Source organism: bacterium (assembly GCA_016708025.1).
Taxonomy (GTDB): domain Bacteria; phylum Zixibacteria; class MSB-5A5; order GN15; family FEB-12; genus FEB-12.
Window position 1 is genome coordinate 21,871 of record JADJGQ010000001.1, and the last position, 14,460, is coordinate 36,330.

Below are 14,460 nucleotides of genomic sequence, written 5' to 3' on the forward strand. Positions count from 1 at the left end.
GGTCAGATCCATTTGTTCCGACGGAACCACCAGAGCATGCCAATAACCAGGAGTGCCATTGACCCCATGATCAACGGATAGCCGAATCGCCAACGTAATTCCGGCATATAATCAAAATTCATCCCATAGATACCGACCACAAAAGTCAATGGTATAAAAATGGTGGCGATTACGGTCAGCACTTTCATCACCTGATTCAGCCGATTGCTGACGCTCGATACGTAGATATCCAGTGTACCGGCCAGCATGTCGCGAAGCGTCTCTACCGTATCCATGATCTGGATCGTATGGTCCTGTACATCTCGAAGATACAGCTCCGTAGTATGCGTCATCAATGGTGATTCGTGTCGCTGGAGACTACTGATCACATCGCGAAGCGGCCAGACCGACCGACGCATCATGATCAGGTCGTTCTTGAGACGGTAAACAGTCCGTAGAGTCGTAGGAGTCGGGGACGAAAGGACCTGAGTCTGGATCTCCTCAAACTGCTCTCCGATCGCTTCCAGTACTCCAAAGTAGTTATCGACAATCATATCGATCAGAGCGTACACCAGGTAGTCAGTTCCGGACTTGAGAAAGCGGTCTGTTCCTCGTCGAAGTCGGTCTTTGACCGCCGCAAAACTATCATCCGGTGTCTCCTGGAAGGTCAGGACAAAATTCCGTCCGGCGATTATTGAGAGTTCTTCAGTGGTGATCGACCCCGTCGGTGACACGCACGTCAGTCGCTTGATCGTCAAGAAAAGATAGTTCTCGTAATCTTCCAGCTTCGGACGTTGCCCCGATGTCACGATATCTTCGAGCACCAGCGGGTGAAGGCCGAAATGTTTTCCTATCTGTTCCACCAGTTTGGGATCGTGAATACCATTTACGTCGATCCAGGTCACGCCGGTTTTGTCGAGCGGGATCAGTGCCTCGGCGACCGTCAGATTGGTCCGTTCCTCGACAGCGCCGCCATCATAGGCCAGCATCGAAATTGAGATCGGATGGGCATGTGGCGCCCCGGAGAAGACCAGTGCCCCCGGCTGCAATCCTGCCTTTTTACGGACTCGTTTGAAAACTGTCATTGCCGATCCCTACTTTCCCTCGGGTTTCATGTAAACCGTCCGGATCGGATAAGGAATGACAATCCCTTCCTGTCGATACCGCTGGTGGAGCAGTTTAATGAACTCATGCTTTAGCAGGTATTGATCGACATAGGTTTGGATCCGCAAGATCACGGAGAGACCGATCGCAAACTCGCCAAGTTTATTGAATCGAATAAACGGGTCAAATTCGGCCACTGCACCGGTGACGGACTTCAAGGCTTCCCGCGCCACCTCAACGGTCACTCGTTCCACCTGTGCCAGGTCGCTTTCGTACGCGACACCGACATCGATCACCAACGACATCTCTTGCTGCGGCTGGTCGAAATCCGTAAGGATCATCGATGCGATCTTATTGTTGGGGACAATATAGATAAAATTGGAGAGTGCACGGATCGTGGTATTCCGCCAGGAGATATCTTCAACATACCCTTCCTGCCCCCCTTCGAGCCGGACGAAATCACCGGTCCGGAATTTCTTCGAGGCAATGATATGGATCCCGGCGAACAGGTTGGATAAGGTGTCCTGCAACGCCAGAGCGACTGCCAAACCTCCCACGCCCAGTGCGGTCAACAGTGGCGTGATCGAAATGCCGAGTGACTGGAGGATTATCAATATGCCGATGACGTACACGATCGCGCGGGTGACGTACGTCAGGATCGATGCTGATGGCAGTTTGCCATCTTCGCGGGCGGTCGACAGATTCACGAACCCGACTGCGATCCGCCCCAGAATGACCGTACCGGTGAAGATGATCAGGACGATCAGCGCTTTATGGATCAGAGCCAGAATATGGGGGGGACAGTTGGCGAAGAAACTGGCGATATAGGCGCCAAGCAGCGTGGCAACCACAGTCGTCATGCCATGCAATGCATTGATCAGGATATCGTCGCCGCGCCAGGACGTCTTGTCGGCTAATCGGCGGAGCCGGCCTAGGACGATCCTCTCGAAAATGTACCCGAGCAGGAGCGAACCACCGATTATTATCAGAGGGACAACCCAATCAATAACGACTCGTTCTGAACTGACCACCAGATTGCTATCTATCGGTTGCACAACCTATACTCCTTGTTAGAACATCAAATCTGGGCGAATTAGAGCATTTCGTCAAGCTTTGAGCTTGAGACAACAAAAAGGCCCGTCCTGCGACGGGCCTTAAGTTTCGGCCTATTCCGCAACCTGCTCCTCAAGCTGATATCGCTTGTAGATCTTGGCATAATGGCCGCCTTGACTCATCAATTGGTGATGACGTCCGCTCTCGATCACTTTCCCTTCTTCGAGCACGAAAATATTATCCGCGCGCTCGAGTGTGTCCGGGCGATGCGTGATCAGAATTGCGGTCATCCCCGGCATCACCTCATGCAGCCGTTCCCAGAGCGCCGCTTCGGTGCGCGAATCGAGTGCCGAGGTACAGTCATCCAGAATCAGGATCTTTGGTTTGCCGACCAATGCCCGTGCAAGCGCCAATCGCTGCTTCTGACCTCCGGAGATCGACATCCCACGCGTGCCGATCGGTGTATCCAGCCCTTTCGGGAATCGTTCAATCTCATCCTTGAGCTGCGACACCTCAATCGCCCAGTCCATCACCGTATCCGAGATCTCCTCGCGGCCGAACCGGATGTTATTCCGCACGGTGTCGCTGAAGAGGATCGGCTCCTGTGGGACATAACCGACTATCCGCCGCAGATCCTCAAGTTTGAATTCGCGAAGGTCGTGTCCATCCAGCATGATCCGCCCTCCGGTCGGATCGACCAGCCGCGGAAGCATATTGACCAGCCAGGTTTTGCCTGAACCGACCTTTCCGACCACTGCTACTGTCTGTCCGGCCCCGATCTCCAACGAGACTCCGTCAATGATCTTACGCTCCGAGCTGGCGAATCCGAACGAGACATCAGTCAGAGTCACCTGACCGGTCACCCCACCATTGGCGGCGCGACTTCCCGAATCAGTCACCATCGGCGGCACCTTTTCGAGTTCCACCAGTCGGTCGATCGAGATCGCCGACTGCCGCGATTTGACCAGGAACTGCCCAATATCAAACATCGGGAAAAAGAGCATGGTCGTGTAATAGACGAACGCGAACAGCTCGCCCGCGGTCAATTCAGCGTTGATCGCCTGCGCGCCACCGGCCAACAGCACGATGATCACTCCGAATTGCCAGATATACCCATACATCGAATCGATAATCGTCCCGGTTCGAATTGCGGCGATCTCTTTTTCCCGTCGTGCCAGCAGTGATTCATCGAATTTCTTCTTTTGCGCCTTCTCCTGCACGTATGCTTTGACCACTCGGATCCCCGAATAGCATGCCTCCATCACGGCGTTGAATTTTGAGATGGAGGTCTGCAACTCATCATATCGCTTGTCCAGCAACGAGCTGGTCTTGAAGAAGATGATGATCAGGATCGGCAGCGGCCCTGCCGTCAGAAGCGTCAGCCATGGGTTAATGCTGATCATCATGATCAGCGTAAAGACCACATAAGCCAATGCCTCGTAGAACCGGAATATCCCCGAGCAGGCGAACCACGAAAGTTTCCCTTCGATATCGTCGGTCAACCGGGTGATCAGGTCGCCGGTCCGGAACTTGTTGAAAAAATCCGGACCCTTGAACGTGATCTCACCAAAAGTCGCCTGGCGAAATGCCCAGTCGAGTCGTCGGTTCATCCAGGTCCGATGCGCTTGTACAAAAGCATACAGCGAAAACGAGACCACTCCGAACAGGATGAAGCTGATCGGTAGCACATATTCCAACCCGTATCCGGTCAGGTTTTGCAGCCAGCCGAACAAGCCGGAAATGACACTGTCGGGAACCGTCCCCTTCTCAATGAAATCCATCGAGAACTGCAGCAGGCGCGGGGCATACACATGCACCATCGCCTGTACCGGGGTCAGGATCAACAGTACCGCCAGGACATAGGCGAAATGGCGGTAGAATTTCCAGAACCATCGTATTTTGTCAAACATGACTAGTCACTCCATTTCGCGGCTTGAACTGCAGATGGAACAGCCGCGAATAGTAGCCGTCCTGCAGGATCAGTTCCGCATGGGTTCCGCGCTCAACGATCTCGCCCCGACGGATCACCAATATCTGGTCGACATCGAGGATCGTCGACAATCGGTGGGCGATGATCAGTGAGGTGCGTCCCGTCATCAGTTTCTTCAGTGACCCTTGAATCGTTCGTTCGGTCTCCGGATCGACCGAACTGGTCGCTTCGTCTAGGATCAACACATCCGGGTTAACCACCAGCGCGCGCGCGAACGACAAGAGCTGCCGCTCGCCACGGCTGAAGTTCGACCCTTTTTCAGAGACTTCGGTGCCATATCCCTTTGGAAGGCGACGGATGAACCGATCTGCATCCACCGTCAATGCTGCACTCTCCACCTGGCCATCGAGATACGCGACTCCATCCAGCGCGATATTCGACCGAACGTCGCCGGGGAAGAGGATGATATCCTGCAGCACCAGGGCGAACCGTTTGCGCAGGTCATCCTGAGAGATCTCCCGAATGTCTATTCCATCAACGGTGATCCGCCCCTGTTGCGGGTCATAATACCGCAGCAACAGGTTGATGACAGTCGACTTGCCGCCGCCTGTCACACCGGCGAGCGCCACACGCTTGCCGACCGGGATCTCAAACGTGGCATTCTTAAGAGCGTAATTCTCGTCATTGGTATACGAGAAGGAGACGTTCTCAAAGGCGATTCCCTGCTGGAGTCTGCTCCAGGCAACCGGCCGCAACGGCTCCTTCAGTTTCGATTCGGATTGCAGCAGCGCAAAGATCCGCTTTGCTCCGGCGATCGCTTTCTGAATGGTCGCCAATTGCTCCGAAGAGCGGAAGATCGGTTCGTAAGCGCGCCAGATCAGGATAATGAACATTGGCAGCGTCCCGACTGTCAGCAATCCCTCTCGCGACCAGCCGATCCCGAACAGCAGCACCAGGCCGATCGCCAGGTACTGAGTGAAAGCAACCAGGTTGAAAAAGACCACCACGCCTATCTCGGCGAACGAGTCGTTCTTGAACTTCTCCGCATTCACCGCATTGAGCTTCTCGCGCGCATACTGTTCGCGATTGAAGATCTGGATGATCGGCATCCCGTGCATGAACTCGGTCAGGGTCGCCGTGATCTCGGCCATCTTCTTCCGGACTTCCAGGAATCGGGGTGTGGTGACCTTATAGAAGATATACATGAGCACCGCGGCGATCGGTACGATACAGACCAGGATCAAGGTCAGCCGCCAGCTATAGTAGAACATGACGGCAAACGTCCCGACTATCAGCAGCAAGTCACCGACCAGCGCCACCGCCGCGGTGGTGAACATCATCCGCAGCGATTCCGTATCGGACTCAACTCGGGCCATCAGTCGTCCGACCGGATGACGGTCGAAAAACGACACATCCAGCCCCAACGTGTGACCGAACAGCCGCTGCTTCAGTTCGAACATCACATCCTGACCGATTATCTCCAGTTTGATTCGCTGGACATATTGGAGATAAAGGGTCATTCCCTGCATCGCGGCTATCGCCAGAGTGGTCCAGATCAGGCCCGGGTAATCACCTGTCGCAATATTGACATCAAAAGCATGCTTAAGCAGGATCGGCCAGGCCAAGCCCAGCAAGGTGGCCGCGACCAGCAACGCAAATGCAAAGAAGAGCTGGCGCCGATGATCCCGCAGGAGCGGGAGCAGTCCCACAAACGCCTTTCGGCTGCTGATCGCCTGTTCTTCGGGCGTCAGTTTCTGATCTTCGAATAAATCCTGACTCATATAGGTAACAGTATCTTCCTGTAATTCAATCGGTTACGGTTGCGCGCGGGCATAAAAAAACCCGCCGGACTACTGTGCGGCGGGTTAAAATCTGATCTGGTCCTGACTAAGTCCAAGACAGACCTCTCCCGCCGCGAACGACAGAGCCACATGCATTGGCGAAAATGCTCATCTGGTTTCTTACCATCGTTCTGTCCTTTCCCACAGCGGTTTGGAGGTTGAAATTTAAATAGACTCTACGAGTCAGGTCGTGAATAGTTTCGCAAATATATTTGCACAATTCAGTATGTCAATCGAAAAGTTTTCAGGTCAAGCCAAACTCAAACTTTACAAATACACCCCTTTATCCGATATAATATGGACAATCTAACGGTTTCCCAAACCGGGCATGTCGCGGGAAAGAGCGAGTAGTCGGTTCGTTACATCAATTCGGGCTACACAGCAATGGCAGGGGAATGTAAATGTCTGTTCTTATTGTCGATGACGAAGAGATCATCCGTGTCCTGGCTACCAAAATTCTGCAGCGCGCCGGTCAGGCGACACTCTCCGCAGATACTCCGGTAACCGGACTTTATCTTGTCGCTGAAAACCAATCCACCGTCAATCTGGTTATCCTGGATTATAATCTGCCCGGCATGTCCGGCATGGACCTGCTTGGCGAGATCAGAAAACTGGTCCCCAATATGCCCTGCATCTTTTCCAGCGGCTATCCGATCGAGATCGCCGATGTCCCCGAGGAGATGCGAGAGCGCACGTATTACCTCCAGAAGCCGTACAAGCCACAGGAACTGACCGCTCTAGTGTCCGAGATCCTGGGCAAAGTGACGACTTCCGCCTGACCATCACTTAGAAATCAGTTGGCAACCCGTCCCGCAGCGTCTATACTTTTGACGACCTGTAAGTAATTGTCGGAGTATAAGCGTTCGTGAACTCTCTTTTTTCAAGACTACTGTTTCTGCTCGTCTTTGGATTGGCGGTTACCGCCAATGCGAAGCAGTTCCGACTGGGCGTCTTTCAGGCAGGTGACTATGCCCCTAATTCTGCCGCTCAGGCCGCCTTTGATAGATCCCTCAAACGGATCCTGCCACCCGACACAACACATCAATTTGTAGCGGCGGCATTCCGATCGGCCGAATGGAATCGGGACAGTTCTCGCGCCATGGCGAAGCAGTTGGCCGCAATCAGAGAACTGGATATGGTCGTGGCGATCGGCCCCTGGGTGGTTGAAGATCTGATCGAGGCCGGCTTCACCAGGCCGATCATCGCTCTCTATCGCACCGATCCATACCTGGAAGGTTTGACCGATTCCATCTACCGTCCACTCTATCGAAACCTCACAGTGCAGGCGGTCCCCAATAAATTGGAGAACGATATCGCGTTGCTCCATCGGCTCAAGCCGTTCAAAAAGCTGGGCGTCCTTTTCTTTCCGTCCGGACTGGATTCATCGCGATTCCTCAAGGCATTCTCTGACCTTGCTGGCCGGCTTGGCGTAGAGGCTACCAGCGCCTTTGGACATAATAATTCCGGCACGTATGCCTTTCTGAAGGCATACGCCGCGCTGCCTGCTGATGTTGATGCGGTTTATCTCCTCCCGACTTGGGGGCTTGATGCCGAACGGATCAAAGAGCTCTCCGGCCGATTACTGAATGATCGTCGGACATCTGTCAGTTTCGAGGGGTTATATGCGGTCGATAAAGGGATATTGATAAGTTCTGCCGCCTTACCCTATGAAGCGGAAAGCCGCTTTGCTGCCTGGAAAGCGCTCCAGATCTTCCGAGGCGCTACACCGCAGAACCTCCCAACTTTGTTGCCGTCGTCCGTGAAGCTTTCCATCAACGAGCATACCGCTACGGTCCTCGGGATCGACATCACACTGGAGATGACGACCGAGGCTGATTTGGTGAAACCAGTACAAGGTCAGGCCCTGGAATTGCAGACATTACCTGACTTGATCACCCGCGCGCTTGATCTGAATCCCGGCCAACTGTCATGGCAGGACCAGATAGCTCAGGCTGATGCTCAGATCGGACTGGCCAAGACCGGGCTTCGCCCCAGCCTTTCCGCGCTCGGATCGGTCGGGTATCGCGATGATAACCGCGTCCATAACGAGCAGTTGCTGGTCCCTACGCCAGAGTTGATCAGGAATGACCAGTATCGTGCATCGCTATTACTGGACATCCCGTTGCTGTCAGTTGAAACGATGCGCAGAACCAGGCAGGCTACCGTTGAATCAACGCTCGACAGACTGAGTGCGGATTCTGCCCGGTTAGCTCTTGAGGCATCCGTCGCCACCGCATATTATGAGGTTCTTCGGCTCAAAGCCCTTCGTGGGATCCAGCAACGACAAATGCAACTGGCTAACCACGCTAATGAGATCGCGCGTGGAATGGTCGCCTCAAACGAGCGACCCAAAGGTGAACTGACCCGTTGGAAAGCGGAAGAATTCCACGATCGCCAGCTCTTGAATTCTCTGGACACCGATACGCGCATTGCGACCATCTACCTTAACGCCCTGATGAATCAGCCGGCTGCATCCCCCATGTTGCTTGACTCAACTGCTCTTACCGAGGACGCTTTCTGGACGTCGTATGAACTGATCCGGCCGTACATCGTCACCGAGTCTGCCCGACTGCGCACCAGCAATCAGTTGGTCGAGGCCGCACTTTCGGACTGTCCCTCGGCGCGTCGGTCGGCCGAAGAGATCAAGGCGAAAAAGGCCGTTCTCAGCACTGTGCGAGCCGCCAACTTCCCAACAGTCTCACTTCGTTCCTCGCTGGATATTGCTGATGAGCTTGAAAGCTATCAGTCATACGAAGAGAAAAGCACTTCCTGGTCGATCGGGGCGTTTCTCCGCTGGCCGATCTTCGATGGCGGCAAACGCGGCAAAGAGATGCGCATTTCTGAAGCCAAAATTAGCGAACTTGAATATCTCAGGGATCAGACCAGCCTGCAGGTGATGAAAAATGTAAGCCGACTTTTGCGCGAGGTTGCAGGTGCCGCGGCTGAGGCCATCGCCGCTCAACGTGAAAGCGAATTGGCAACCGCCCTGGTGAATGCCGCAGTCGAAGAATATACGTCCGGCATTGAACGGTTTGAACCAACCGCACGGGCGGGGCTGTCAGCTTCCGATGCCCAGAGACGCCTGGTCAATGCGCATGCCACCTTCCAGAATGCTCTTTACCGACTCGCCTGCGCGATCGGCTGGTCCCCCCATCAGGAGTCACGCACGCCGGCGCAATTGCTCCGTCAACGCCTTTCAACCGGCAAATAGCAGGGAGCATCACTCCGATGACCCGGTTCCCTTTTCCCATTAAGGAACTCGACACTCCGTCGATCTTGCTCGATCGCACTTTGATCACTCGGAATATCGAGCAGATGCAGTCTCTTGCCGATCGATCTCAGGTCCGGTTGCGCCCACATATCAAGAGCCACAAGTCGATCGAACTTGCCAAACTCCAGCTCCAAGCCGGCGCCACGGGTGTCGCTGTTGCCAAGCTGAGCGAGGCAGAGGTCATGGCCGCCGCCGGGATCAACGATATCCAGATCGCCAACCAGATAGTGGGCCAGATCAAGATCGAACGGCTGGCCGTGCTGTCGGAAAAATGCAGAGTTTCCTGCGCCGTTGATTCGATTGAAAACGTGCACCGGTTAAAAGAGATCTTCGCGGCCAACGGTAAGACGGCTGAGCTCTTCATTGAAATTGACACCGGACTTCATCGTGCCGGTCTTAGCCATTGGTCGGAAGTTCACACTCTGGCCGCGGCAATTCTCTCCTCCCCGCACACTCATCTGGCGGGGTTGCTGACACATGCCGGTCAGGCCTATGCTGCATCGGATTTGCGCCAGATCGAAGAGATTGGGCTGGCCGAGGGGAAGATCATGGTTGAGTTGGCCGAAAGGCTCCGCAGTGAAGGAATTGAGATCCCTGTGGTTTCTGTCGGCTCCACGCCAACCGCTCGCTTTTCTGCCGCTGTTCCCGGAGTGACTGAACTTCGTGTCGGAAATTACATCTTCAACGATGCTATTCAGGTCGCTCTGGGGGTTGCAACTTGGGAAGAGTGCGCGCTGAGTGTTCTCGCCACGGTTACCGCGGTGCATGCTGATCGATGGGTGTTAGATGCCGGCAGCAAGGTCTTCAGTTCGGACACAGGGGCGCATGGTTCAATGCTACTGTCCGGATTCGGACGGATGGTTGGAATGTCCCAGACCTTGACCCGACTCTCAGAAGAACATGCGGTGGTGGCATCGCCTCCACCCGATGGTCTGGCAGTCGGTGATCGGGTCAGGATCATTCCGAATCACGCCTGTCCCGTTATGAACCTTGCCGAACGTGCCTGGCTGGTCGATTCCGGGTCGGTGATTCAGGAGATCCGCATTGATGCGCGCGCGATGACTGCGTGACCTGCTCACCAGGGGAGAGGGAGAATGCCGAATCTCTCGGCCAAATAAACCCATAGGCAGAACAACAGAGCAATTGCCGTCAGGCCGAGACGAAGCCATCGATAGAGCTTACGGTCGGCAAACGGCTTGATTTGATGTCCCTGCAACTGTGCGATGAAGACTCGTGCATAAACGAGCAACGAACCCGCCAACAGCAAAAGCGTAAAAACTGCGGCGATCTTCACACCCGAATCAAAGCGGATCACCGAAAATGCGATCAAGATCACGATCGCGAAGAATGCGTACTTTCCGGTGAGCGTTGAGCCAACTGCTCGCTTCCGTTTGTCCAGGATCACCAGCCCAGCCAACAGAATTATCAGATCTCGCCCAATAATGGCCGCCGCCAGCCAAACTGGAAACTCTCGAAAGAGTATCAGTTCGATTATCAGTACAGCCGCGAAAATTTTATCTGCCAGCGGGTCGAGGATCAGTCCGAGCTGACTGATCAGCCCCATCTTGCGTGCGGCATACCCATCCAGTGCATCGGTGATCGCAGCGACCACCAGCATTACCAGACAGATCAGCGTACTGGCTGAATCATTGCGCCACAAGAAGTAACCGACCGCCGGCGTCAGGGCAATCCGCGAAAGACTGAGCAGGTTGGGGAGAAGCAGGAGTTCGGATGCGCGCATCTGGTTTGACATTCTGGCCTTGTCTGGTGTTGGTAACTAGGTACAACAATGCGACCGGTAATTCAAGCTTCAAAAAAAATCCACTGCACTTGAACGTGGATAAATCGTATTGCTTAATAGAAGCGTGAGCCCGGCTTCGTGTCGGGTGAGGATTGTACGGACCCGCCGAGTGACCGCACGAAAGCCCTTAACTGAATGTGGTTAAGGAAAATCGCCCAACCGCCGATAGATTCTATGTGACGCCGTGACCAACGGTCATGGCCGATACGACCACATGCAATATCGCAACGCAGCCTGCCATCGCATGATGCAGGAGCACGAGACCCGATGAACGGGAGTGTGAACAGGCGCGTGGGCCCGCACAGTGCGATCCCCTTGCCGGTCGGTTATTTTAACCTACTCGCGAGTCTGGATTGCCCGGATCCTCCGACCCTCACGCCAACGTCGATAACCGCAGGTCTGACCAGACTGATTATGACGTCCAAGTTCAGTCTGGAACGCAAGTTGGACGGCTGTCAGCAACAAAGTTGTTGTTGACTCCAAATTGTACTTTTGGCCTATTTGGTGATAGATGAGCAAGATACGCCTGATTGACTAAAGGAAACGCGTGAAGGAGGTGTCGCCTGAAGACCTTTGATATGGAAATTCCAATTAGCTCATTAGATATTTTGAACGCTTTAACTTGAGGGAAGAGAAGCATGAAGCTCAAATGCCTTACTCTCGTAATGCTCATGCTGTGTCTTCTGGCAGGGACAGCGATGTCTGCTACCGTCGGAAAGATCACTGGTGTGATCACCGATTCGCAGACCAAAGAACCCCTCGTCGGGGTCTCTGTCTCGGTGGTTGGCACAACCATGGGCGCCATGACCAACGAAGATGGCCAGTACAACATCATGAACGTTCCCGTCGGAACGTATGTGTTGAAACTGACCGCCGTCGGTTATGCGACCGTTGAAATCAGCAATGTTGAGGTCTCGGCCGATCTGGCTACCTACCAGAACGAGACCATGAGTTCGCAAGCAACCGACCTCGGCAAAACCATCCAGGTCACCACGGAACGTCCCCTTGTTCTCAAGGACAAGACGACCACGGTGAATATCGTCAAGCGCGACGAACTGCTGGCCATGCCGACTCGCGGTTTCGACCAGGTGGTCGGGATCCAGAACTCGGTTGTTCGCATGCAGTCGAACGTTGACGTTCGTCAGCGCGGCCAGCGTGAACCGGTCGGCGGCACAGGTTCGGAATTGAACCTTCGCGGCGGCCGTCCGTCAGAAGTCGCCTACTACGTCGATGGATTCTCCCAGCAGGATCCGCTGACTGGAAACTCGACGACGAATATCAACAATAACGCGATCAAAGAAGTACAGGTGACCTCCGGTGCCTTTTCTGCCGAGTACGGCAACGTCGCCTCCGGTATTGTTAATGTCACGACCAACTCCGGCTCCAATGAATACCACGGCAACGCCGAGATCGTGACCGACAATCTGGTCGGCTCAAGTCGCAGTTACGACAACAATTACTATTCTGCCGACTTTGGCGGACCGATCCCGGGAACTGAAAAAGGTTATTTCTTCCTCTCCGGCGAAAAGCGCTGGCTCGGCGATCGTGAACCGTCCTCACGCACTGATGAGATCTGGGAAGAATATGGGTTGAGCGAACGGTTTGACGGTACTCGCCGTCTGCCGAATAACTCGCTGGATGGTTACTCCCTGCAGGGAAAGATCGATTACAACTTCACGCCGAACCTGAAACTCGGCCTGAGCGGTAACGGCTCCCGCGATAAATGGCAGGAATTCCGTCAGATCTTCCTCTTCATCCCGGAACACAATCCGCGGTATGATGACAAAAACCTTGGCTTAAACGCTAAGATCACTCATACCCTGAATTCAAAGACTTTCTATAACCTGTCAGCATCCTACTTCAAGACCTCCCGCTTCCGCGGCGATGGTGTGGTTGGCGAAGACTTGGCGGCTTATAATCGTCCATTTGCCAATCCGGAAGAAGACACTGTTGACCTTTTCTGGGAAGATTCCCTGCGGTACGTGTATCAGTCAACCGGCGACACCACGTACAACGAAGCTTATTGGCCGGGTTATCTGAAGAGAAAGTCATCCTACGTCGGCTTCAAGGGCGACATCACGTCCAACTGGGCGCCCGAACACACACTGAAAGCCGGTATCGATTTCCAGCGCCATACCCTGCGTTTCTTCGAACACCTCGATGCCACTCTTGGGTATCGCCAGGACTTGTTGAACCGGTATGGTTATGATTCACTTGGTAACGAAACTGATGATGACGATTTCAAGAACAACGTTAAGCACCCGATCAACCTCGGGCTGTTTATCGAAGACCGCTTTGAATGGCAGAATCTCATCGTCAGCTTTGGACTCCGTTTCGATTACTTCGATTACAAGGCACTTCGCATCAAGAACCTGCAGTATCCGCTCGACTTTACCGGCGGAACGGACCTCTCCCTGGATCGCGAAGACCTTGAGGAAAGTAAGAAGTTCAAACGTCTCTCGCCGCGCCTCGGAATCGCCTTCCCCGTGAGCGACAAGACGCAGTTGCACGTTAACTACGGTAAGTTCTTCCAGCGCCCGGATCTTCGCCGACTCTATCTCGGCTATGACTTCCTCGAAGCTCGTATCACCGCTGGATCGTATTATCCGTTCGCCAGCCCTAATCTGGAGCCGGAAAAGACGACTCAGTATGAAGTCGGTATCACCCATCAGTTGGGCGCTACGACGGCCATTGATATTACCGCTTATTACAAGGATGTGCAGGATCTGACACAGATCTTCCACCAGTCGCCGGCCTCGCCGAGAACCTACGACTACTTTGCCAATATCGACTTCGGCACGATCAAAGGTGTTGATATCGGCCTGAATATGCGCCGTACCAACCACATCTCCCTGGACCTCAAGTATACGTTGTCGTATGCCAGCGGAACCGGTTCGTATGCGCAGTCCCATTACATTATCGCGTGGCAGAACCCCGAGGGTGCGCCGAAGCGGAAAGCTCCGCTTGATTACGATCAGCGCCATGCGCTGGCCGGGATCATCGACTACCGTCTCGGAAAATCTGAAGGTCCCAAGTTTGGCGATACCTATATTCTCGAAAACTTCGGGATCAACGTGATCGTGCAGGCGAGTTCGGGTACACCGTACACGCCGATTCAGGTTGATAACGAGATCACTGAAGCTGCCTTTACACCGCTGCCGATCGGCTCGATCAATTCCGCCCGGCTCCCCTGGACCTGGCAGGTCGATTTCAAGGCCGAACGCATCATTCCGCTCGGCAAGTACTCCTTGGTCCCGTACCTCGTGGTCAAGAACTTGCTCGATCGCGATAATGTCGTTTCTGTGTACGAAGGTACCGGCAAACCGAACGAGACAGGATGGCTCGGCACTGCTGCAGGGCAGGACTGGGTTTCAAGCCATGACACCTATCTGTACAACCTCAAGCAGGATAATCCCAAGAATTATGGCGCCCCGCGTCAGATCTTGTTTGGTTTGAGGATGTCCTTCTGATGAAAGGTGAG

General features: G+C 54.1%; 9 protein-coding genes. 4 read left to right on the forward strand and 5 right to left on the reverse strand.

All coding sequences use genetic code 11. From position 1 onward, the window contains the following. Positions 1-2 precede the first annotated feature (2 nt). The 4 genes from corA to IPH75_00090 form a co-directional block, all read right to left on the reverse strand. On the reverse strand, positions 3-1,064 hold the full coding sequence (corA, locus tag IPH75_00075) for a magnesium/cobalt transporter CorA (protein MBK7140457.1): 1,062 nt from the start codon (positions 1,062-1,064) through the stop codon (positions 3-5). Positions 1,065-1,073: 9 nt separating this feature from the next. Further along, a complete protein-coding gene (locus IPH75_00080; GenBank protein MBK7140458.1) occupies positions 1,074-2,090 on the reverse strand; it encodes a mechanosensitive ion channel family protein in 1,017 nt (338 codons plus the stop codon). A gap of 159 nt (positions 2,091-2,249) precedes the next feature. Further along, on the reverse strand, positions 2,250-4,046 hold the full coding sequence (locus IPH75_00085) for an ABC transporter ATP-binding protein (GenBank protein ID MBK7140459.1): 1,797 nt from the start codon (positions 4,044-4,046) through the stop codon (positions 2,250-2,252). Continuing rightward, positions 4,039-5,847, reverse strand: a complete 1,809-nt coding sequence (locus tag IPH75_00090) for an ABC transporter ATP-binding protein (GenBank protein MBK7140460.1) — start codon at positions 5,845-5,847, stop codon at positions 4,039-4,041. Before IPH75_00090 ends, IPH75_00085 begins: the two co-directional genes overlap by 8 nt. Before the next feature lie 461 nt (positions 5,848-6,308). Between IPH75_00090 and IPH75_00095 the strand changes: the two genes are divergently transcribed. From IPH75_00095 to IPH75_00105, 3 genes are all read left to right on the forward strand, one after another. Continuing rightward, positions 6,309-6,686, forward strand: a complete 378-nt coding sequence (locus IPH75_00095) for a response regulator (GenBank protein ID MBK7140461.1) — start codon at positions 6,309-6,311, stop codon at positions 6,684-6,686. Positions 6,687-6,772: 86 nt separating this feature from the next. Continuing rightward, positions 6,773-9,118 carry a TolC family protein gene (locus tag IPH75_00100; protein ID MBK7140462.1) on the forward strand — a complete coding sequence of 782 codons (2,346 nt, stop codon included), beginning with the start codon at positions 6,773-6,775 and terminating at the stop codon, positions 9,116-9,118. Between the two features lie 17 nt (positions 9,119-9,135). Continuing rightward, positions 9,136-10,248 carry an alanine racemase gene (locus IPH75_00105; GenBank protein ID MBK7140463.1) on the forward strand — a complete coding sequence of 371 codons (1,113 nt, stop codon included), beginning with the start codon at positions 9,136-9,138 and terminating at the stop codon, positions 10,246-10,248. A 5-nt stretch (positions 10,249-10,253) separates the two neighbouring features. Here the strand turns inward: IPH75_00105 and IPH75_00110 are convergent, their stop codons facing one another. Continuing rightward, positions 10,254-10,931, reverse strand: coding sequence for a CDP-alcohol phosphatidyltransferase family protein (locus IPH75_00110; protein MBK7140464.1), 678 nt, complete (start codon positions 10,929-10,931; stop codon positions 10,254-10,256). A gap of 686 nt (positions 10,932-11,617) precedes the next feature. On the opposite strand from IPH75_00110, the gene IPH75_00115 reads away from it, so the two are divergent. After that, positions 11,618-14,449: a TonB-dependent receptor gene (locus IPH75_00115; GenBank protein MBK7140465.1), complete on the forward strand. Its 2,832-nt coding sequence runs from the start codon at positions 11,618-11,620 to the stop codon at positions 14,447-14,449. Positions 14,450-14,460: the final 11 nt, after the last annotated feature.

Excerpts from the sequence above, each read along its gene's own strand:
- corA (MBK7140457.1), bottom strand. The coding sequence starts at position 1,064 with ATGACAGTTTTCAAACGAGTCCGTAAAAAGGCAGGATTGCAGCCGGGG.
- IPH75_00085 (MBK7140459.1), bottom strand. The coding sequence starts at position 4,046 with ATGTTTGACAAAATACGATGGTTCTGGAAATTCTACCGCCATTTCGCC.
- IPH75_00090 (MBK7140460.1), bottom strand. The coding sequence starts at position 5,847 with ATGAGTCAGGATTTATTCGAAGATCAGAAACTGACGCCCGAAGAACAG.
- IPH75_00095 (MBK7140461.1), top strand. The coding sequence starts at position 6,309 with ATGTCTGTTCTTATTGTCGATGACGAAGAGATCATCCGTGTCCTGGCT.
- IPH75_00105 (MBK7140463.1), top strand. The coding sequence starts at position 9,136 with ATGACCCGGTTCCCTTTTCCCATTAAGGAACTCGACACTCCGTCGATC.
- IPH75_00110 (MBK7140464.1), bottom strand. The coding sequence starts at position 10,931 with ATGTCAAACCAGATGCGCGCATCCGAACTCCTGCTTCTCCCCAACCTG.
- IPH75_00115 (MBK7140465.1), top strand. The coding sequence starts at position 11,618 with ATGAAGCTCAAATGCCTTACTCTCGTAATGCTCATGCTGTGTCTTCTG.